The sequence below is a fragment of the Acinetobacter sp. ANC_7504 genome, assembly GCF_056779995.1.
In genome coordinates this window covers 168247-187424 of record NZ_JBWYIZ010000001.1, presented here as the reverse complement: position 1 = coordinate 187424, position 19178 = coordinate 168247, and the positions used below count along the sequence as shown (strand labels likewise).

General features: G+C 37.6%; 20 protein-coding genes and 1 tRNA gene. 13 read left to right on the top strand and 8 right to left on the bottom strand.

Annotation, left to right across the window (positions count from 1 at the left end; all coding sequences use genetic code 11):
* Nucleotides 1-44 precede the first annotated feature (44 nt).
* Nucleotides 45-120 (bottom strand) — tRNA-Arg (locus AC1M9F_RS00905).
* 187 nt (nucleotides 121-307) lie between these two features.
* On the opposite strand from AC1M9F_RS00905, the gene AC1M9F_RS00900 reads away from it, so the two are divergent.
* The 7 genes from AC1M9F_RS00900 to AC1M9F_RS00870 all read left to right on the top strand — a co-directional run bounded on the left by AC1M9F_RS00900 (nucleotide 308) and on the right by AC1M9F_RS00870 (nucleotide 6272).
* Nucleotides 308-1243, top strand: coding sequence for an ABC transporter ATP-binding protein (locus tag AC1M9F_RS00900; RefSeq protein WP_481596811.1), 936 nt, complete (start codon nucleotides 308-310; stop codon nucleotides 1241-1243).
* The gene (locus AC1M9F_RS00895) at nucleotides 1240-2013 is read left to right on the top strand and encodes an ABC transporter permease (RefSeq protein WP_092766033.1); all 774 of its coding nucleotides are present in this window, start codon (nucleotides 1240-1242) and stop codon (nucleotides 2011-2013) included. Before AC1M9F_RS00900 ends, AC1M9F_RS00895 begins: the two co-directional genes overlap by 4 nt.
* Entirely contained in the window at nucleotides 2013-2831 is an 819-nt protein-coding gene (queF, locus tag AC1M9F_RS00890) for an NADPH-dependent 7-cyano-7-deazaguanine reductase QueF (protein ID WP_481596810.1), read from the top strand. The genes AC1M9F_RS00895 and queF overlap by 1 nt, the downstream gene beginning before the upstream one ends.
* A 25-nt stretch (nucleotides 2832-2856) precedes the next feature.
* Nucleotides 2857-3510: a hypothetical protein gene (locus tag AC1M9F_RS00885; RefSeq protein ID WP_092766031.1), complete on the top strand. Its 654-nt coding sequence runs from the start codon at nucleotides 2857-2859 to the stop codon at nucleotides 3508-3510.
* 309 nt (nucleotides 3511-3819) lie between these two features.
* Nucleotides 3820-4761, top strand: a complete 942-nt coding sequence (mltB, locus tag AC1M9F_RS00880) for a lytic murein transglycosylase B (protein ID WP_416224309.1) — start codon at nucleotides 3820-3822, stop codon at nucleotides 4759-4761.
* A gap of 283 nt (nucleotides 4762-5044) precedes the next feature.
* Nucleotides 5045-5656: a septal ring lytic transglycosylase RlpA family protein gene (locus AC1M9F_RS00875; protein WP_218947276.1), complete on the top strand. Its 612-nt coding sequence runs from the start codon at nucleotides 5045-5047 to the stop codon at nucleotides 5654-5656.
* Between the two features lie 172 nt (nucleotides 5657-5828).
* Nucleotides 5829-6272, top strand: coding sequence for an Mpo1 family 2-hydroxy fatty acid dioxygenase (locus AC1M9F_RS00870; RefSeq protein ID WP_481588475.1), 444 nt, complete (start codon nucleotides 5829-5831; stop codon nucleotides 6270-6272).
* A 49-nt stretch (nucleotides 6273-6321) separates the two neighbouring features.
* Here the strand turns inward: AC1M9F_RS00870 and AC1M9F_RS00865 are convergent, their stop codons facing one another.
* The 6 genes from AC1M9F_RS00865 to rpsB form a co-directional block, all read right to left on the bottom strand.
* A complete protein-coding gene (locus tag AC1M9F_RS00865) occupies nucleotides 6322-6639 on the bottom strand; it encodes an AzlD domain-containing protein (protein ID WP_481595582.1) in 318 nt (105 codons plus the stop codon).
* A gap of 2 nt (nucleotides 6640-6641) precedes the next feature.
* The gene (locus tag AC1M9F_RS00860; protein ID WP_481596809.1) at nucleotides 6642-7331 is read right to left on the bottom strand and encodes an AzlC family ABC transporter permease; all 690 of its coding nucleotides are present in this window, start codon (nucleotides 7329-7331) and stop codon (nucleotides 6642-6644) included.
* 102 nt (nucleotides 7332-7433) lie between these two features.
* Nucleotides 7434-8249 carry an AraC family transcriptional regulator gene (locus AC1M9F_RS00855; protein WP_481595584.1) on the bottom strand — a complete coding sequence of 272 codons (816 nt, stop codon included), beginning with the start codon at nucleotides 8247-8249 and terminating at the stop codon, nucleotides 7434-7436.
* A 104-nt stretch (nucleotides 8250-8353) separates the two neighbouring features.
* Nucleotides 8354-8866 carry a DUF3465 domain-containing protein gene (locus tag AC1M9F_RS00850; RefSeq protein WP_481596808.1) on the bottom strand — a complete coding sequence of 171 codons (513 nt, stop codon included), beginning with the start codon at nucleotides 8864-8866 and terminating at the stop codon, nucleotides 8354-8356.
* Between the two features lie 113 nt (nucleotides 8867-8979).
* A complete protein-coding gene (tsf, locus tag AC1M9F_RS00845) occupies nucleotides 8980-9855 on the bottom strand; it encodes a translation elongation factor Ts (RefSeq protein WP_035265686.1) in 876 nt (291 codons plus the stop codon).
* A gap of 140 nt (nucleotides 9856-9995) precedes the next feature.
* Nucleotides 9996-10748 (bottom strand): 30S ribosomal protein S2, encoded by a 753-nt coding sequence (rpsB, locus tag AC1M9F_RS00840; RefSeq protein ID WP_035265684.1) that lies wholly within the window; start codon nucleotides 10746-10748, stop codon nucleotides 9996-9998.
* 209 nt (nucleotides 10749-10957) lie between these two features.
* Between rpsB and map the strand changes: the two genes are divergently transcribed.
* The 5 genes from map (at nucleotide 10958) to AC1M9F_RS00815 (ending at nucleotide 17115) form a co-directional block, all read left to right on the top strand.
* A complete protein-coding gene (gene map, locus AC1M9F_RS00835) occupies nucleotides 10958-11782 on the top strand; it encodes a type I methionyl aminopeptidase (protein WP_035265682.1) in 825 nt (274 codons plus the stop codon).
* Between the two features lie 262 nt (nucleotides 11783-12044).
* Nucleotides 12045-13142, top strand: a complete 1098-nt coding sequence (locus tag AC1M9F_RS00830; protein WP_481591326.1) for an OmpW/AlkL family protein — start codon at nucleotides 12045-12047, stop codon at nucleotides 13140-13142.
* A 233-nt stretch (nucleotides 13143-13375) separates the two neighbouring features.
* Nucleotides 13376-14446: an OmpW/AlkL family protein gene (locus AC1M9F_RS00825; protein WP_481596807.1), complete on the top strand. Its 1071-nt coding sequence runs from the start codon at nucleotides 13376-13378 to the stop codon at nucleotides 14444-14446.
* A 162-nt stretch (nucleotides 14447-14608) separates the two neighbouring features.
* Nucleotides 14609-15760 (top strand): OmpW/AlkL family protein, encoded by a 1152-nt coding sequence (locus AC1M9F_RS00820; protein WP_092766024.1) that lies wholly within the window; start codon nucleotides 14609-14611, stop codon nucleotides 15758-15760.
* 140 nt (nucleotides 15761-15900) lie between these two features.
* The gene (locus AC1M9F_RS00815; protein WP_481595586.1) at nucleotides 15901-17115 is read left to right on the top strand and encodes an MFS transporter; all 1215 of its coding nucleotides are present in this window, start codon (nucleotides 15901-15903) and stop codon (nucleotides 17113-17115) included.
* Between the two features lie 128 nt (nucleotides 17116-17243).
* On the opposite strand, the gene AC1M9F_RS00810 is transcribed toward AC1M9F_RS00815, so the two are convergent.
* The gene (locus AC1M9F_RS00810; protein WP_481588482.1) at nucleotides 17244-18170 is read right to left on the bottom strand and encodes a LysR substrate-binding domain-containing protein; all 927 of its coding nucleotides are present in this window, start codon (nucleotides 18168-18170) and stop codon (nucleotides 17244-17246) included.
* Nucleotides 18171-18269: 99 nt separating this feature from the next.
* Between AC1M9F_RS00810 and AC1M9F_RS00805 the strand changes: the two genes are divergently transcribed.
* Nucleotides 18270-19133, top strand: coding sequence for a pirin family protein (locus AC1M9F_RS00805; RefSeq protein ID WP_481595588.1), 864 nt, complete (start codon nucleotides 18270-18272; stop codon nucleotides 19131-19133).
* The last annotated feature ends 45 nt before the right edge of the window (nucleotides 19134-19178 follow it).

The following is a 19178-nucleotide window of genomic DNA, read 5'->3' as shown; positions in this document are numbered from 1 at the left end:
ATAAAGGGATTAAAACTATATTCTTGTATGTTCTGCTATTAATTTGGTGCGCTCAGCGGGACTCGAACCCACGCCACAGGCTTCGGAGACCTGTACTCTATCCAGTTGAGCTATGAGCGCATTTTAGGAAGTGCGCACATCATAACAAAAAAAACTCTAAGGTAAAGCAACTATATATCTTTCCAATTTTTAGTGCTCATGCTTTATACAGCGTTTCAACATCAAAACAGAGAATTCTGATTACAAAGCTTGGTTTATTTTTCAAGATCACTCACAATATCTCAACTTTTCACCATTCGAGATATTCATGACTGATGCATTGACCTTAAGGGATTTGTCGAAGACCTATCGAAATGGTTTTCAAGCACTAAAAGGAATTAATTTAGATGTTCCAGAAGGTGAATTTTATGCACTTCTAGGCCCTAATGGTGCAGGTAAATCAACCACTATTGGCATCATCAGCTCTCTTACAAAAAAAACTGCAGGAACTGTCCAGATTTTTGGTCATAACCTCGATACACATCCTTCTCAAGCTAAACAATGCTTGGGTGTAGTCCCTCAAGAGTTTAACTTTGCGCAATTTGAAAAGACTTTCGATATTTTAGTCACACAAGCAGGTTATTACGGCATTCCAAAAAAAGTTGCTGAAACTCGTGCAGAGGAGTATCTGACCAAATTAGGTTTATGGGAAAAACGTTCTACTCAAGCCCGTATGCTATCTGGGGGAATGAAACGCCGCCTCATGATTGCCCGAGCAATGATGCATGACCCAAAACTGTTAATTCTAGATGAACCAACTGCTGGCGTTGATATTGAACTACGTCGCTCGATGTGGGACTTCTTAACAGAAATGAATCAGAAAGGTACATCTATCATTCTCACAACACATTATTTAGAAGAAGCAGAAGTACTGTGTCGCAAAATTGCAATTATTGATCGTGGCGTCATTAAAGAAGACACCACCATGAAGAATTTCTTAAATCAATTAAATGAAGAATCTTTCATTTTTGACTTGGCTGAACCTATAGAACCGATTCAACTCGACATTATTGGTGTGAAATTTAATTTGGTTGATCCGCTGACTCTAGAAATTACGCTTGATAAAGCACACAGCATGAATGATCTTTTCCAACTTCTAGAATCACAAAATATTCAAGTTCGAAGTATGCGTAATAAATCAAATCGTTTAGAAGAGTTATTCGTCAAAATGGTCGAAAAGAATCTTGATGGAGCTGCGCAATGAATTTTAACCAACTCGCTGTAGCTTTATATACGATTATCCATAAGGAAATTCGTAGATTTATGCGCATTTGGCCACAAACATTGTTACCACCAGCAATTACCATGTCACTGTATTTTGTAATTTTTGGAAATCTAGTCGGTTCAAGAATTGGGGAAATGGGTGGCTTTACCTACATGCAGTTCATTGTACCTGGTCTAATTATGATGGCTGTCATTACTAATAGTTATGCCAACGTTTCATCAAGCTTTTTTAGTTCTAAATTTCAAAAAAGTATTGAAGAACTGATCATGAGTCCAGTGCCTTTACATGCCGTACTTTGGGGTTATGTGCTTGGTGGTGTTGCTAGAGGCTTATTAGTTGCTATCATTGTGACTGCGATGAGTTTATTTTTTACTGACTTATATATTACCAACTGGTTCGTCACAATTTATACCGTCCTGATTACGTCACTACTGTTTGCATTAGGTGGATTTATTAATGCGGTCTATGCAAAGTCATTTGATGATATTTCGATTATTCCTACTTTTGTTTTAACACCGTTGACCTATTTAGGTGGGGTGTTCTATGCAATTTCTGCATTAAGCCCATTTTGGCAAAATCTATCTTTAATTAACCCTGTCGTATATATGGTCAATGCATTCCGTTATGGAATTCTTGGTCATAGCGATGTAAATGTATCTATCTCTTTATTAGTAATCACAGCGTGTTGCGCCGTGCTATATGCGGTCGCTTATCACCTACTCTCCCGTGGTTCAGGAATGCGTGAATAATGAGCGTTGAACAATCTCTTTTAGGCAAAGACACCAACTATCCGACTGAATATCAACCTGAGGTGTTATTTCCAATTGCTCGCGCAGAAGCACGAGCGAAGTACGCACATGTAGATGGTATTCAACAAGGAATTGATTGGTGGCATATTTTTGAAATTTCTTGGTTGAATCTGTCAGGGATTCCTCAAGTTGCAATTGGTCGAATGCATCTTCCTGCTTCATCACCTTATCTCATCGAGTCCAAATCTCTTAAACTATATTTCAATAGTCTGAATTTTGCTCAATTTGAATCTCAAAATCAGTTTATTGAGACAGTCGAGCGTGATCTTTCTAAAGCAGCCAATGCAGAAGTCAGACTTGAATTATTCGATGTTGATCAGTTGAATATTGCCCAGCCTGAAGGAATATGCATCGACCATTATGAGCCTGAACGTCTTGAAAACCACCCTGATGCGAGCTTACTTAAACTCGATGCAGCGTCTTCCGAAGAAATCGTTGAAATTCAATTATATTCGCATTTATTAAGAAGTAACTGCCCAGTCACAGGTCAGCCTGATTGGGGCACAGTTTTTTTAAGATATCGTGGCAAAAAACCTTGTTATCGTTCAGTTTTAGCTTATATTATCTCCTATCGTCAGCATAATGGCTTTCACGAACAATGCGTTGAACAAATCTACGCAGATATTTGGGAAAACTTTAATCCTGAAAAGTTGATGGTATATGCGACTTATACACGCCGTGGTGGTTTAGACATTAACCCTTGTCGTGTATCGGACTTTGCATGGATGCCAAGCCCAATTCGATTGGCGCGACAATAAATTGAAGAATAGTTGAGGTTATACGATGTCATATTTTGGTTTTATTCCATCTGAATCTTTGTTAAAGAATATTCAAACTGGAATTGAGAAAAAAAATTCAAACGAACCACTTTACCCTTTGCGTGATCAAACTGCACTCGCTATTAATGATGAAATTATCGATGCAATTTTAGTTGAACTTGTACGTCGTTTCCCTGCAAGTGACAAACGAGAAACAGCTGAAAAACTTGCTGGTTATATTAAATCAACAGTATCGGTACTACTTAAACAGTTATTGGGTAAAGCACCAAATGACGTCGTGAGACAATCGATTGAATTCTCTGAAAAGAGTTTATTCAAAGATCCAGAGGGTAATTATCGTGTCGGTGCTCCATTACCTGCTGATCTAGTGACAAACTTAAAAAATAGCTTTGCAGAAGTACGTGCAGGCAATGATGTCAATCGTGCAGTTCTGTCTGAACAATACAAGCAATTCGGTGAAGCTGCAGTTCGTCACTTTATGAATGATTTTAACAAGACTTTAGATTTGGGTATGATTAAACGTAAGGCGTCTGATATCGCTTCTTCAGCGGTCATCAAAGCAGTTCATATTGCTATTGATAAGCTCATTCCTAACTTTACTAAAGAAGAATTGTTAGCTACAGCTGAATATCATGACACGCTATTTATTCAAGAATAAATCAGACTAATCAAAAACCTAGCTTCTGCTAGGTTTTTTTATGTTTTAAAAATAGTTCATCAATATTGAATAAATAAAAGGCATAATTCATCCATTTTTACACTTTTTATGTAGGTTTTTGTGAATCCATCACGACCTAATGTTATCTTAATAAACATTGCGATTAATCAAATGATGTTGAACTTTTAATCCTTATCAACACTTATACCTTTGCGTCTACCACCGATAATAATTGGATCTGCTGCTGTTATGTTATTTGAAAATTTTAATGTTAAATTACAACGTATTGGTTTAGCACTCAGTGCGTTTATGATCACAAGTTTTGTTCAAGCCAATGACTTCGCTCAACATCCTCAATATCAAAATTTTAAACTAAAAACGATGCAGACCTATGGTTTGAGTGCTGAGCAAGTTGACTGGGCCATGAATGGATCAAAAAACCTACCAAATATTATCAACATTATGAATCGCCCAGGAGAAAGCAAGCCTTGGTACGAATATAAAAAGAATTTTTTAGCAGAAAGTACAATTCAACGTGGTGTGCGTTTTAAAAATCAATATGCAGACACTTTAAATCGAGCAGAACAGCAGTTCGGTGTTCCCCAGTCCATCATTCTCGGTATTCTCGGCGTAGAGACAGGTTTTGGAGCAAATAAAGGTTCATTCATCACACGTGATGCACTAGCCACTTTAGGGTTTGGATATGAACGACGTGCACAATACTTTCAAGACGAATTAAGCGCTTTGATTGCATGGTCTTATAAGGACGGCATTCCAGCTAATTCAGTCGTTGGCTCTTATGCTGGTGCTGTGGGCTATCCTCAATTTATGCCAAGCAATATTCCGAAATTTGGTGTGGATTATGACGGTAATGGTCATATCGATCTCAGAAACTCTGCTGTAGATGCAATTGGTTCTATTGCAAATTATCTTGCTCAACATGGTTGGCAACGAGATCAACCGATTGCTTTTGCCGCACGCTACCAAGGAAATAATGCGGATGCCATCATAGCCAAAGACTTAACACAACCTACTCCATATGGTGCATTAAAAGTTCAAGGCATTAGCCCACTCAATCCTATTGTTAAAATAGATGACTTAGACATGGTCAATGTGATTCAACTACAAGAAAATTATGGACCAGCTTATTACCTTACATATCCTAATTTTCAAGTCATTACGACCTATAACCGTAGTCGAATGTATGCAACTGCACTGTGGCTTTTAGGGACTGAAATCGCGAGTAGATAAATATAAATCTACTTGTTTTCACAAAAGTCAATAAATATTTTTGTGATTAAGTTCACTATTTGCACATTTCACATATTTTGTTACACTATTGATTAATTTTTAACCATATTTTGTGATAATTTGTCGTTTTTGTAACTAAAGTGAAAATAAAGCTAGACACTTTTGTATCAGGATGAATATCATCCACTACCGTTAAATGCAGTTGCACAAGTAAATTTACAGACCATTTAGGTTAATTATCAGCAACTTAGATAATTAACTTAGGGTTCCAAGGAGTTAAACGATGCATGCTTCGCTGAAAATGTTATCAATATTAGGTATTAGTTTGGCTTTGACTCAAACTCATGCCGAGTTGGTTCAATCCTCTTATCTAAATAATGATGTTGACCAATCAAGTCTTGCTTCACGCGTGATTAGCAAAGACTCTACAAGTTTCAATTCGCACTTCTCGAATTTAAACAGTTTAGCAATTACTGAAAGTTCAGGTGATAAAATTCGTCGCGAAACAATCGCAGCGAAAATTCAAGTACCTGTTGAAGAGCCTTCAGTGATTGATAAACTTAATAATGTTGCTTCAAACACTGTTCGTCGTTTTAGTCAAACAGGAGTTGCTTCTTGGTACGGTCGTCAATTTCACGGTCGTAAAACTGCAAGTGGCGAGACATTTGATATGAATGCACTTACTGCAGCGCATCGTAGCCTACCGCTTAATTGCTATATTCGTGTAACGAATAAATCTAATGGTAAAAGCGTCGTTGTTAAAGTAAATGATCGCGGCCCATTTCATGGTAATCGTGTTGTAGATTTATCTTACGGTGCTGCGAAATCTCTTGGTATTACCAATGCTGGTACTGCGCGTGTAAGCATCGAACGTGTGGATGGTCCAAATTCTTAGGTTCTCATGATTCAGCGAAGCATTTAACGGCAAGCCACTCATTGAGTGGCTTTATTATTTTTAATTTTTTTTGATGTGACCAATATACAAAAAAGAATCTTGATTTATCATCTTATGTCATAATGTAGTTTATAGAATAAATAAAATTCAAATAATCAGTGAAGGAAATAGGATGAAGACAATTACAGAATGGTTAGATGAATATAGTGATAGCCATCAAAACCCAACCAATAAAACATTACACTGGATTTGCGTACCCACGATTCTATTCTCGATCATTGGCATACTCGCTCATTTCAGCGCATTACTGACTACCCTTTTACTGGTGTTAACACTCATCTTTTATGCAAGATTAGATCTTGTACTCGCGGTTGCAATGGCAGCGTTATTATTGGTCATGTCTTGGCTTATTATTTTTCTTCCATTCGGGAAAGGATTCTATATTGCTCTATTCGTTTTGGCTTGGATAGGTCAATTTTACGGGCACAAAATTGAAGGGAAAAAGCCATCTTTCTTTAAAGACCTCCAATTCCTTCTGATTGGCCCTCTATGGTGTATGGATGCCTACCTAGATAAGATACTACCCAATTGGAAATCACGCCAAATCAGCGCTTAAATTAGCAAATACAGCATGGGTTAAATTAGAATTTAATTTAGCCCGATGTTCATGCTCTAATTAAGTAATTTATGAGATAGAAAAACAGTAAAGTAAAAACTAAATTACTGATAACTTTTTGACTTATTAGCGCAAGCAGTACACAAAATATTGCTGCCCATAAATAGTGATTACTCGACATAACCCTTAATTCTGCTGCTTCATAAAATACAATCGGTACACATATTGCAGTCAACAAACATGGCGCAGAATATTTCAACATCTGTTTCAAAATTCTAGGAAGTGGCACATTTACCCTTGGCTCCAAGAATAAATATCGATTAATAAAGATCATGATCGACAACCCCAGCAAAAGCATCCAGCTCATTTTTAATCCCCTTTTGTTGTTTGCCATTTTTCAACTATCACACTGGCAAACATTCCACATAGACCAGAAATAATTAACGCTGCATTTACTTGGTAAGCTTCTAAAATTAAAGAAAAAATTATGGTAATCACAACACCAACAAGTATTGTAAGATTTTTTATCATTGGCACTATAATTAATATAAGCAGTGCAACGACTGAGAAATCAAGATGCAAATTTGATAAATTAGGAATGAAGTGAGCAAGCAAAATCCCAAATAAACTAAATATCAGCCAAAAAATATAAAAACAAAGTCCTGCTCCAAATAAATATGCGAATGAGCGTTGTGATTTATTTTTTACACCAACTGCAAATAATTCATCCGTCAGCAGAAAGCCAAATACAATACGTTTAAATAGTGGAAATTTACTAACATCATTTCGAAAATTAAGCGCGTAAATTAAATGCTGACTCGTCAGAAAAAAAATCGTCAGATAGATTGTCATCAGCGAAGCCTGCCCCGAAACCAATCCTAAGCTCACTAATTGTGCAGCACCAGCAAACATAAACAATGACATTGCAAAAGCTTGTATCGCATTCAATCCAGTCTGTATCGCCAAAGAGCCAGCCAATACCCCCCATGGCATGACTGCAATTGCCAACGGCATAATACCCAGCACACCATGTATAAAATTCTTTTTTGTATCACTCATCTTTTTCATCAATACATCTGAATCTGATTCACTTATCGATTATTATCATCTGATGAGTAATGATTGATCTTGAATAATATTGCGGCGCAAATTTAAGGAAAATTAATAGTTCAAAAGATATTGTCTAGGCGTTACACCTATTGCACTTTTAAAATGTCGATTTAAATGACTCTGATCAGAAAATCCAGTGAGTTGTGCAACCTCAGTTATTCGCACCCCCTGCTTAAGCAATTGTTTAGCTTTTTGAATTCTTCTTTGAACAAGCCAACTATGTGGAGGCAATCCCGTATGTTTTTTAAATTCACGTAATAAATGCCATGGGCTTGTATCTACATATGCAGACAACTCGTGTAGAGAATAGTCATGTTCAGGAAAACTACTCATAAGTTCTTTTATTAGTTCAACTTTTTTTCTCATTTCTGGTATGTTGATTGGACTCAATTTCGCCCGCCCATAGCAATAGATCAATCTGGCCAATGTCGTCAAATAGAGGCTTTCTTTAAGCAAAGTATCCTCGCCCTGCTCAAATAAATCGAATAAAAATACTAGTTGCCTCGCCAAACCCAAATCATGAATCACTGCATCCGAGAACCATGGGACTGCATTCTTGGTTGTAAAAAAATCTCGACTCAGATCTAATATCATTTCAGGTGTTGGGTAAATTGCTCGATATTTCCAACCAGTTTCCACAGCGGATGAACCAGTATGTATTTCATCAGCATTCACCAGAATAATATCGCCTTTAGGTGCGATATGAAGCTTTCCAGAGCGGTAAAAACTTTGTGCCCCATCTTCAATGACACCAATACAATAGCCCTCATGAGCATGTTTTGAAAATTGCTTACGTTGAAATTGAGCTTTTAATAATTCCAATCCGCCCAATTCTTTGAAATGAAGATAATTAGCAGACTCTTGCATCTTTTTTCTGGATATTACGCCTATAAAATTGCATAAAAACTATCACGCCTGCATTTTAAATCTAGAATGAAATTGCTCATCTCATATATTTATTTTTATAAAAATTATTGATAACTTCGACCCTGATACTTTAACCAACCATCAATATGCCGTTTTTGAGGATCATGGTGAGTCCAATGAATTACACCACCCTTGTCGGTATATTCATATTCACCATAGAACTCGACGATATCCCCTTTTTGAATATTCTCAACACGTGGTGCCAAGTCTATATTATGAGCTACCAAAACTGTCTGACCATGATTAAGTTTTAAAATAAATTTCTGATGTCTAGATCCTTCATTATCATCATTTAATATTGCAACAACTTCTCCAGAAGCCCTAACTTGCACATCACTCATCTTTTTTTGAAAAAGTGTCGCTATTTTTGCGGCATCATCATTATCCGCAGAGGATAGTTCTCGTTGGTTAGCATCACTATAGTGAGTACTTGCATCTGTAGGATTTAGTGCGTGCTCATTACTCTGTTTTAAATCCTGTTTTAAATCGACACCGAAATATGCTGCGACCAACACTGCAATTAACGCAACAATACTCATTTTTGATTTCTGAGACATATTGATCTCTAAGTTGTATTTTTATTTCATCCTAAAGTTTATATCATTTAGACTCATCAAAAAAAAGAAAAAGCCCTTAAAGGGCTTTTTCTTTTTCAAAATAATTGATTCAATTATTTTGCAGCAGCTTGAGCAGCAGCAACTTCTTCAGCGAAAGAAAGTTCAGCTTTTTTCTCAATACCTTCACCCACTTCGAAACGTACGAATTGAGCAACAGTTGTACCTGTAGACTTAAGAACATCAGCAACTTTCTTGTCGTTGTCGATAACGTACATTTGACGCTCAAGAACAACTTCATTTAAGTATTTTTCAACTGAACCAGTTACCATTTTTTCAACGATATTCGCTGGTTTACCAGATTCAATTGCTTTTGCTTCAGCAATTTCTTTCTCTTTAGCGATTAACTCAGCAGAAACACCTTCAGCATTTACAGCAACTGGGTTGAACGCAGCAACGTGCATTGCGATACCTTTACCAGTAGCAGCATCACCAGCAAATGAAACTACAACACCGATTTTTAAACCGTGTTTGTAAACTGCAAGGTTTTCACCTTCAACGATTTGAGCACGACGAACTTGAATGTTTTCACCGATTTTTTGAACAAGCGCAATACGAGCTTCTTCTACAGTTGCACCATCTTCAAGTTTCAATTCAGCAATTTGAGCAGCATCAGTCACATTCGCAGCAAGCGCAGCAGCAGCAACTTTTGCAGAGAAACCAGCAAAGTTTTCGTCTTTAGCAACGAAGTCAGTTTGACAGTTTACTTCTAAAAGAATTGCTTTATTGCCTTCTTGAGCAATTGTAATCGCGCCATCAGCAGCAATGTTACCTGCTTTTTTAGCAGCTTTTGCTTGACCAGATTTACGAAGGTTGTCGATCGCTAACTCGATATCGCCACCAGCTTCTGTCAACGCTTTTTTACATTCCATCATTGCTAGACCAGTACGATCACGCAACTCTTTAACCATGCTTGCAGTAATAGCAGTCATGTTATTCTCCTAAATTCGGTCGAGATATGTATCTGTTAACAAAAACGGCCCAAATTAATCATCTGGGCCGTTTTGCTTGATTGATGCTTAAGATGCCACGATTACGTGTCGCAAAAATGACAAATCCGCATCAAATCGCATTAAGCCTCAGGAGCTTCTTTAGCAGCTTCTTCGCCTTTAGCTTGCGCATTAGCTTGAGTTTGAGCGTATTCTTTACCAGCAATAATCGCATCAGCCATCGCAGTAGCGTAAAGAGTTACAGCGCGGATCGCATCATCGTTACCAGGAATAACGAAATCAACGTTATCTGGGTTAGAGTTAGTATCAACGATACCGATTACTGGAATACCAAGGTTCTTAGCTTCTTTGATTGCAATCGCTTCGTGGTCAACGTCGATGATGAACAATGCGTCAGGTAAACCACCCATGTTCTTAACACCGCCAAGAGCACGTTCAAGTTTTTCCATTTCACGAGTACGCTCTAAAGCTTCACGTTTAGTAAGCTTAGCGAAAGTACCGTCAGTAGACTGAGTTTGAAGATCTTTAAGACGGTTGATTGATTGACGAAGAGTTTTCCAGTTCGTCAACATACCACCTAACCAACGGTGATCTACATATGGTTGACCAGCACGTTGAGCTTGTTCACGGATGATGTTAGAAGCAGCACGTTTAGTACCAACGAACAATACTTTGTTCTTTTTGCTTGCTAGGTTGTTAACAAAGTTCAATGCATCATTTAACGCAGGAACAGTGTGCTCAAGGTTGATGATGTGAATTTTGTTACGCGCACCAAAAATGTATTGACGCATTTTTGGGTTCCAGAAGCGAGTTTGGTGACCGAAGTGCGCACCAGCTTGAAGAAGGTCGCGCATGCTTACGTTGTAATCTGCCATTTTCTTTACCTTAAAAGTTTGGGTTAGGCCTCCATATGTCCGCATTCTCCACCCTTACGGGCACCCAGAGTAATGTGTCGACATATGTGCGGATTTTATTAACCAACATATCATCCGATTAAGTGAATCTATTCACGAAAAGCATTTGATAAATTGGGCGGCTATTTATACCATAGTCACACACAAATTTCCAAAAGTTTTTAAAGATCATGAACAGTACTTATGAAGCACCACGTCGTTTAATTAAATCTGCTGAAGATATCGAAAAGATGCGTGTGGCGGGACGACTAGCGGCAGAAGTTTTGGATATGATCAAACCGCATATCAAGCCTGGTGTGAGTACACTAGAATTGGATACGATTTGTCATGATTATATTGTGAATAAACAAGATGCCATTCCTGCTTGCCTAGGCTATGGTGCTGCGCCTGGCCGTCCTGCATTCCAGCATACGATTTGCACATCAGTAAACCATGTGGTTTGCCACGGTATTCCCTCTGAAAACAAAATCTTAAAGAAAGGTGACATCTTGAATATTGATGTCACAGTGATTAAAGATGGATTTCATGGTGATACCAACATGATGTACATCGTGGGTGGCGAGACTTCTATTCTTGCAGATCGCTTATGCAAAGTTGCACAAGAAGCAATGTATCGTGGTATTGCTACGGTAAAACCTGGTTCGACGATCGGTGATATTGGTCATGCGATTCAAAAATATGTTGAGTCAGAGCGTTTCAGTGTCGTTCGTGAATATTGTGGTCATGGTATTGGCACTGTTTTCCATGATGAACCTCAAGTGCTTCATTACGGTCAACCAAATTCAGGCATGGTTTTAGAAGAAGGTATGACATTTACAATTGAACCAATGGTCAATGCTGGTGTATGGCAAACTAAACTTCTTGGTGATAAATGGACAGTTGTAACGAAAGATCATAAATTATCTGCGCAATATGAACATACTGTTTTAGTCACTAAAACAGGTGTCGAGGTATTAACTGCTCGCCCTGAAGAGGATTTATCCCGATTTCAATAATTTTAGTTAATTAATAAAGTTAAAAAAGTCAGACCAATTTAAATTGATCTGACTTTTTATTTTGCTAAGTCACTCAATAAGAAATAAATTCACAAACAAACCTAACAAATGTTGGATTTCCTAGAATTAAATTAATGATTTTTATAAATTTTTTTCACAAAAATGAGCAAAAATGCTTTTCAAATTGATTGATTTTATGCTTATATAACTACTAAAGAATGTAAAACAACAACTAGTAACAAAAATGGACAGGGAGTCCCAAATGACGAATAAAGCATTCTGGTGCATGATCGCACCTATTGTTTTTGCATCATCTATAGCGCACTCTGAATCATCATATTTTAGTTTGAAAGATGATGACAGCTTTAAACGCTACTCTATTTCAGTAGGGCCACTTCATGTCATGCCTCAAGGTAAGGCACAACCTCCTAAGATTCGTACTTCGGTACCCGAAGGTCTTGTTGTAGTGAACGGTGATATTGCGATTAGCGATGTAGTACCCATTGTAACCGAAGACACTAGCCCTTTTATTAAATTTGTTTTGGACGCATTAAATTTAGTTCCTGGCGCCAAACTTCCTGCTGCATTAAGTGGTAAATCAAGTGTAAATGGTGTTGAAAGCTGGACTAATTACGGCGCAGGTATGACCGCTGACGATGTCACTACACTCGGAATCATGGTTAATTATCATTTTAACGATAAGATTTCTTTCGAAAGCAAACTCGGAGTTCCTCCTAAAGTTGATATTAATGGTGTTGGAAAAATTCAAGCACCGTTTAAAGCCACATCTACAATCGGAGCTGGAGGCATAACTTTAGATTCTTTACCAATTTATATTGTAGACAATTTAGGGATTACCGACTTAGAAGGACATAATGGCAGTGTTGCAAGTGCTCGTGCGTGGACTCCAATGTGGGAGCTTCAGTATCATTTTGGTGAAACTGGTAAAAATAAATTTAGACCTTATGTCGGTTTAGGACTTATGGTCGCTTACTTCAATGAATTAGAGCTTAATCCTAGTTTGGAAAAAGATTTAATCATTGCTGGGCACCGTATCGCGAATATGAAAAATGGTAAAGCTGGAGATGCTTTACAAAAAGATAAATCCAAGATCACAAGCGATGCAGACCCTAAGGTGAAGCTAGATGCTAAAATTAGCTTTGCTCCTATTGCAACACTTGGCTTCACATATGACTTTAATCCAAATTGGTTTGCAGTTGCGTCAATCAGCTATGCTCACCTCACCGGAACGACCACGATTGAAGTCAGTGACGATAAACTCGGTAAATTATATTCATCAGATATTGACTTAGAGGTAAACCCTATCATTGGTTATGCTGGTGTAGGCTATCGCTTCTAAAACACTTGAGGCATATTGAAGCCACACCCCAATATGCCCAATCCATCACAAATAAAGAAACAATAAGACAATTAATATACATTTTAAAATCCAACTTATATCATATTTTTCAATAATTTAACAATTGTAAATTAGGATAATAAATTTGATTTCAAGTGAACAAAATGCTTTGCATTTAGACGATTTAATGAATATAAAATGAACTAAAAATTGGACATGGAGTCCTTCAAACAATGAAGAAATTTTTAGTTCCTACAATATTCGTAAGCTCACTCTTTTCTACTCTTAGTTATGCTGAATCAGGATATTTTAGTCTTTCTGATGAGGGTTTTAAGCGCTTTTCAATTTCAGTGGGTGCATTACACGTAATGCCTCAAGGTAAGGCCCAACCTTTTAATGTCAAAACAGTAATCAGCAATGACTATGAATCTAAAGTCGGAGATGTGCGGGCTGAAACTGTAAAAAATAATTTAGACCCAAATCGTGAAAAAAATCCAATTTTGGAAGGTTTTATCAATTTACTTGATTTATTTGGTAGTAAGGTACCTGGTCTTTTAAGTGGCACATCATATATTAACGGTCTTGCAGAGTGGGATAATCCTGGTACTGGTTTAGAAGCTCAAGATGTAACAACTCTTGGAATTATGAGCAGTTATCACTTTACAGATAATTTTTCAGTGGAAATAAAAGGCGGGATTCCTCCTAAAGTTGATATTAAAGGTATTGGCAACATTAAAGCCCCTTTCTCTGCTGATGCAAAACCTTTAGGGGGCGCTTTAGGAAGTCTAAATCTATCGAATAATCTTTTAATCACTAACCTTGAACAATCTTCAAAAGCAGCTGAAGCCCGAGCATGGACCCCTGCTTTTGAATTACAATATCGTTTTGGTGAGACCGGGATTAATAAATTCCGCCCTTACGTTGGCGTTGGATTAATGTACGCTTATTTTAATGAGCTAAAAATGGATCTAGGTATTGAAAAAGATTTAGTCGCCGCTGGGCATATGATCCAAAATATTATTAATCAAAATGCTGGTGCAGCACTCGATAAGAAAGATACCAATGGAAAAATGAAAGTTAATTTAGAAGCAACTGATGTTTTTGCACCTATAGCTACAGTTGGATTCACCTACGACTTTAATGATACATGGTATGCAGTAGCATCTATTAGTTACGCCCACTTGCAGAATGAAACGAAGATCACAGTCGTCAATGAAAATACTGGACAAGAGTTAATCAACTCAAAAGCTGATATCGAGATTAACCCGATATTGGGCTATGCTGGGGTTGGCATGCGTTTCTAAAGCATAGAGTAAGAAAAGAGGCAATTGCCTCTTTTTTTGTAACCAAACAAAAACCAAACATAATTGGCAAATTATTACTACAATGTGTCTGAAAATAAATTTGATAATAAAAATACAAAAATAATCACTTTTTATTTACAGTATTGGACATGGAGTTCCATAATGAAAAAAAAACTAGCTTACTTAGTTGCATCCATCAGTGCGTTAAGTTTTCCAGTCTTCAGTTATGCAGATTCACCTTATTTTAGTTTAAAAGATGGCGATGGCTTTAAACGTTTTTCGGTTTCAGTGGGTGCATTACATGTAATGCCTCAGGGTAAAGCTCAACCGATTAATATTAACACCGCTGTACCAGAGGGTACCAAGTCTGAAGTTGGACGAATTTCAACATCTTCTGTACTAGGTGCTATTGATACTTCGACAGCAGATGGTGTTGATAAAAAACGTAAATTAGAAACACTTATAAACTCAGGTCTTGTTAGCCCATTAATCCTTGATGAAATCGATGGCGTAAAATATCTTAAGCCATCAGTTGGTGGCACTGCCGAAATTGATGGATTATCATCATGGACTGCTCAAGGGACAGGATTAGAAGCTGATGATGTCACTACCCTCGGAATCATGACTAATTACTTCTTTACAGATAATATTTCTTTAGAAGTCAAAGCAGGAATTCCACCTAAGGTTGATATTAAAGGTAAAGGGAATATATCAGCACCTCTCACAGGCTCAGTAGATCCTGGAAACGTCAATATCATTATTGCAGATATAGATGCTGGGAGTATTATTGGCGGCAATATTCCACTCAAACAAGATATCCAAGTAACAAATCTTGGAGCCCACGGTAAAGTTGCAGAAGCTCGTGCATGGACGCCAGCATTCGAATTCCAATACCATTTTGGTAAAACAGGCGTAAATAAATTTAGACCTTATGTAGGGCTTGGTTTGATGTATGCATACTTCAATGAATTGGAAATGAACTCCAACCTTGAAGCTGATCTAGTCGCTGCAGGTCATAAAATTGCGAACATCAAATTAGGTGAAGCTGGGAAAGCACTTGATGGAATTGAAAGTACTGCGAATCCTAAAGTTAAACTCGAAGCTAAAGATGCTTTCGCCCCTGTAGCTACTGCCGGTTTTACTTATGATTTCAACGATCGTTGGTTTGCAGTCGGGTCAATTTCCTATGCGCATCTTAAAGGTGAAACAACAATTACAGTAAACGATGCTGAACTTGGTGAATTAATCAATGCAAAATCAGATATCGAAATTAATCCGATTCTGGGATATGCCGGTATTGGTTATCGATTCTAATTTCCATCAGTCTTCATAAAGCGGCCAAGTGCCGCTTTATTCATTCTAATAACTAAATTTTATTGATTGATAAATTTTTATTCTGTCGTCATGATGCTACTGATCTTTTAAAATTACAAAAAATGCTAAGCGGATTGACCATGTCAGAAACCAAATTTTCAAAACCCCTCATCTTTATGCTCATTGGGAGTGCTTTTATTTTGGCACTCTCCTTAGGTGTCAGACATGGATTTGGCTTGTATTTAGTTCCAATGAGTCATGAGTTTAATTGGAATCATCAAGTTTTCAGTTTAGCAATTGCCTTTCAAAATTTATTATGGGGTGCTGTTCAACCCTTTACGGGAGCGCTAGCAGATAAATATGGGAGTAAAAAAGTCGTTGCCGTAGGCGGCGCTTTATATGCGATTGGACTTGTGATGATGGCATTTAGCTCAACAGGGCTTCTCATCAATCTTAGTCTAGGTCTAATCATTGGTTTGGCTTTATCAGCTACTTCATTTTCTGTTTTGCTCTCTGCTGTCGGACGTGCAGCGCACCCAAGTCGACGTAGTATGGCTATGGGTATTGCCAGCGCAGCAGGCTCTTTTGGGCAATTTATTATGTTGCCAACCACACTTTTACTCTTACAAAATTTTGGTTGGTCATCGGCGCTACTCATCACAGCGATTTTAATTGCATTAATTGTACCCTTGGCTTGGATGCTAAAAGCTCCAATGTATCAAGCGCCTCAAGCAGTTGATGCGATTTCTAAACCTTCTTTAAGTTTTAAACAAATACTCATTGTTGCTAAAAACCACAAACCTTTTATCTGGTTAGCATTAGGATTTTTAGTTTGTGGATTTCAAGTCGTGTTTTTGGGCATTCATTTGCCGGGTTATTTAACTGACCATGGTTTCAGCACCACCACTGGTACTATGTTTTTAGCCTTGGTTGGGCTATTTAATATTGTTGGAACTTACACAGCTGGTTGGCTGGGTGATAAATATTCCAAACCTAAATTGCTCATGTGGTTATATGGACTACGTGGCATTGCCATCATTTTATTCCTCGCATTGCCACTCTCGATCTTTACGATTTATAGTTTTGCCATCATTATGGGGTTGTTATGGTTATCAACCGTTCCCCTTACCAATGGTATTGTTGCGAATATGTTTGGCGTTAAATATCTCACCATGCTAAGTGGAATTGTATTTTTTACTCACCAAGTCGGTTCATTTTTTGGAGGATGGTTGGGTGGCTTAAATCATGATATGACAGGCAATTACAATATTATTTGGATGATGTGTATTGCGCTCAGTATCTTCGGTGTATTCATTCATTTATTTGTTAATGAGGAGAATGTCGTCAATGACTAATCGCTTCAATTTGCTCAACATCAGCATATTCATCGGAGTCATCCTTCTGCTTAGTCTATCAATTGCTTTGTGGATGAACACTCCTGATTTATTTACATATTTTAACCAAGCTTTTTGCGCACATTAATTTATATAATTTCATGGTTTTGACAGCTCAGTTTTTTAAACTCCTCAATTAAATAATCTAATAAACATCTCACGGCAGGCATCATGCCTTGTCGTGATGTATAGGCAACATGAATAACGCCACGTGGCAACTCCCATTCAGGGACTAATTCTACAAGAGTGCCTTGATTAAGCTCTTCATATACAAACACTCTAGGTAATGATGCTATTCCAACACTGTTCAACACTGCAGATTTCATGGCGGCAAAATTATCAGTTTTGAGTCTTGGAAAGAATTCTATTTCTTGAAACTGATTAACTGTGTCAACTTTAGATTGAAATCTCCAAATCGATTTCGGGACATGAAAACCTATACTCGGAAGTTGTGCAAGGTTATCCAAATGGATAGGCTCATGAATCTGTTGAATTAATTCAGGCGTTGCCACTAACACATGTTGCCAAGCATCAAGCTCTCGTACAATCAAGTCGCTATCTTCAAGTGGTAAATTTCTCACCCTCACAGCCAAATCAATCCCCTCTTCTATGAGATCAATTTTACGATTTGTTGCGACCAGATGAACTTGAACACGTGGGTAATGTTGCATGAATTTAGCAATCATATTACCCAACGGAAACTCAACCAAACCAATTGGACACGAGATTCGAATTAAACCTGAAGGCTCGCTCGACAAACTTTGCTCTACAAAATTTTCTGCCGCCTCCACTTGATCCAAAATCTTAATACAATATTCAAAAAATTCTTGACCAACTGCGGTTACGGCAAACTTTCGTGTATTTCGTTGCAATAATCTTACGTGTAAACGGTTTTCCAAATCTGAAATATGACGAGACAACTTAGATTTTGTAATACCTAAAGCTTCACTTGCCTTAGTAAAACCTTGATATTTAACGACTTGCACAAAATAGTAGTAATCATTTAAATTTTGCATAATTGTTTCATTTTTGGAATTATCTGTTGAGAGAATCGCCCTGTAATCTCATCAATATACCTCAATATCATGATTAGAACGATATATAGAGGAATACAAATGACACAAGTTCAGAAAGTCTATACCAGCGATCGAAGCACATGGGTGGGTGATGGTTTTCCAACAAACTCCATGTTACCCATGCATGAAATAGGAAATCATACCAGCCCATTCTTGGTAATGGGTTATACAGGTCAATATCGATTTTCTCCAAGTCACCACCAACGCGGTGTTGGTTTACACCCCCACCGTGGTTTTGAAACGGTGACGATTGTCTATAACGGCGAATTAGAGCATCGTGACTCAAAAGGCAATCATGGAAAAATTGGTCCAAACGAAGTGCAATGGATGACCGCAGGTAAAGGTATTCTGCATGAAGAACACCATTCGGAAGCTTTTGCAAAAACTGGCGGAGTTTTGGATATGGTTCAACTTTGGGTAAATCTACCAGAGCATGCCAAGATGACTGAGCCGAGATATCAGGAATTGACTGAGCAAAATATTCCTGAAGTTTTATCTCACGATGAGCAAACCAAGATTCGTGTTATTGCTGGTCAATATCAAATCGGCTCAACTGTTTATCAAGGACCAGCTCAAACATTTAGCAACATGAATGTTTATGACATTAGACTTAATCATGGAGCACGCCTTCCATTAAATCTTATGCCAAACTGGAATCATCTGATTTTCATCCTTGATGGAGAAGTTGAGATTGATGGTCAGATCTATACAGCCATGCAAACGCTTTATCTTGACCCAAAATCAACACAGGTCGAAATATTTGCTCATCGTACGGCGAAAATTCTTTGCTTAAGTGGTGAACCATTGAATGAACCCATTGTTGCCCACGGTCCTTTCGTCATGAATACTCAGGAAGAAATCGTGCAAGCATTTGATGATTTCAGAAATGGAAATTTTGCTTAATTTAACATCCACAAGCCTTATCATTTTCAAGATAAGGCTTACCCC

Coding starts and splice junctions, on each gene's coding strand:
- AC1M9F_RS00900 (WP_481596811.1), top strand. CDS start 308: ATGACTGATGCATTGACCTTAAGGGATTTGTCGAAGACCTATCGAAAT.
- AC1M9F_RS00895 (WP_092766033.1), top strand. CDS start 1,240: ATGAATTTTAACCAACTCGCTGTAGCTTTATATACGATTATCCATAAG.
- queF (WP_481596810.1), top strand. CDS start 2,013: ATGAGCGTTGAACAATCTCTTTTAGGCAAAGACACCAACTATCCGACT.
- AC1M9F_RS00885 (WP_092766031.1), top strand. CDS start 2,857: ATGTCATATTTTGGTTTTATTCCATCTGAATCTTTGTTAAAGAATATT.
- mltB (WP_416224309.1), top strand. CDS start 3,820: ATGATCACAAGTTTTGTTCAAGCCAATGACTTCGCTCAACATCCTCAA.
- AC1M9F_RS00875 (WP_218947276.1), top strand. CDS start 5,045: ATGCATGCTTCGCTGAAAATGTTATCAATATTAGGTATTAGTTTGGCT.
- AC1M9F_RS00870 (WP_481588475.1), top strand. CDS start 5,829: ATGAAGACAATTACAGAATGGTTAGATGAATATAGTGATAGCCATCAA.
- AC1M9F_RS00865 (WP_481595582.1), bottom strand. CDS start 6,639: ATGAGCTGGATGCTTTTGCTGGGGTTGTCGATCATGATCTTTATTAAT.
- AC1M9F_RS00860 (WP_481596809.1), bottom strand. CDS start 7,331: ATGAGTGATACAAAAAAGAATTTTATACATGGTGTGCTGGGTATTATG.
- AC1M9F_RS00855 (WP_481595584.1), bottom strand. CDS start 8,249: ATGCAAGAGTCTGCTAATTATCTTCATTTCAAAGAATTGGGCGGATTG.
- AC1M9F_RS00850 (WP_481596808.1), bottom strand. CDS start 8,866: ATGTCTCAGAAATCAAAAATGAGTATTGTTGCGTTAATTGCAGTGTTG.
- tsf (WP_035265686.1), bottom strand. CDS start 9,855: ATGACTGCTATTACTGCAAGCATGGTTAAAGAGTTGCGTGATCGTACT.
- rpsB (WP_035265684.1), bottom strand. CDS start 10,748: ATGGCAGATTACAACGTAAGCATGCGCGACCTTCTTCAAGCTGGTGCG.
- map (WP_035265682.1), top strand. CDS start 10,958: ATGAACAGTACTTATGAAGCACCACGTCGTTTAATTAAATCTGCTGAA.
- AC1M9F_RS00830 (WP_481591326.1), top strand. CDS start 12,045: ATGACGAATAAAGCATTCTGGTGCATGATCGCACCTATTGTTTTTGCA.
- AC1M9F_RS00825 (WP_481596807.1), top strand. CDS start 13,376: ATGAAGAAATTTTTAGTTCCTACAATATTCGTAAGCTCACTCTTTTCT.
- AC1M9F_RS00820 (WP_092766024.1), top strand. CDS start 14,609: ATGAAAAAAAAACTAGCTTACTTAGTTGCATCCATCAGTGCGTTAAGT.
- AC1M9F_RS00815 (WP_481595586.1), top strand. CDS start 15,901: ATGTCAGAAACCAAATTTTCAAAACCCCTCATCTTTATGCTCATTGGG.
- AC1M9F_RS00810 (WP_481588482.1), bottom strand. CDS start 18,170: ATGCAAAATTTAAATGATTACTACTATTTTGTGCAAGTCGTTAAATAT.
- AC1M9F_RS00805 (WP_481595588.1), top strand. CDS start 18,270: ATGACACAAGTTCAGAAAGTCTATACCAGCGATCGAAGCACATGGGTG.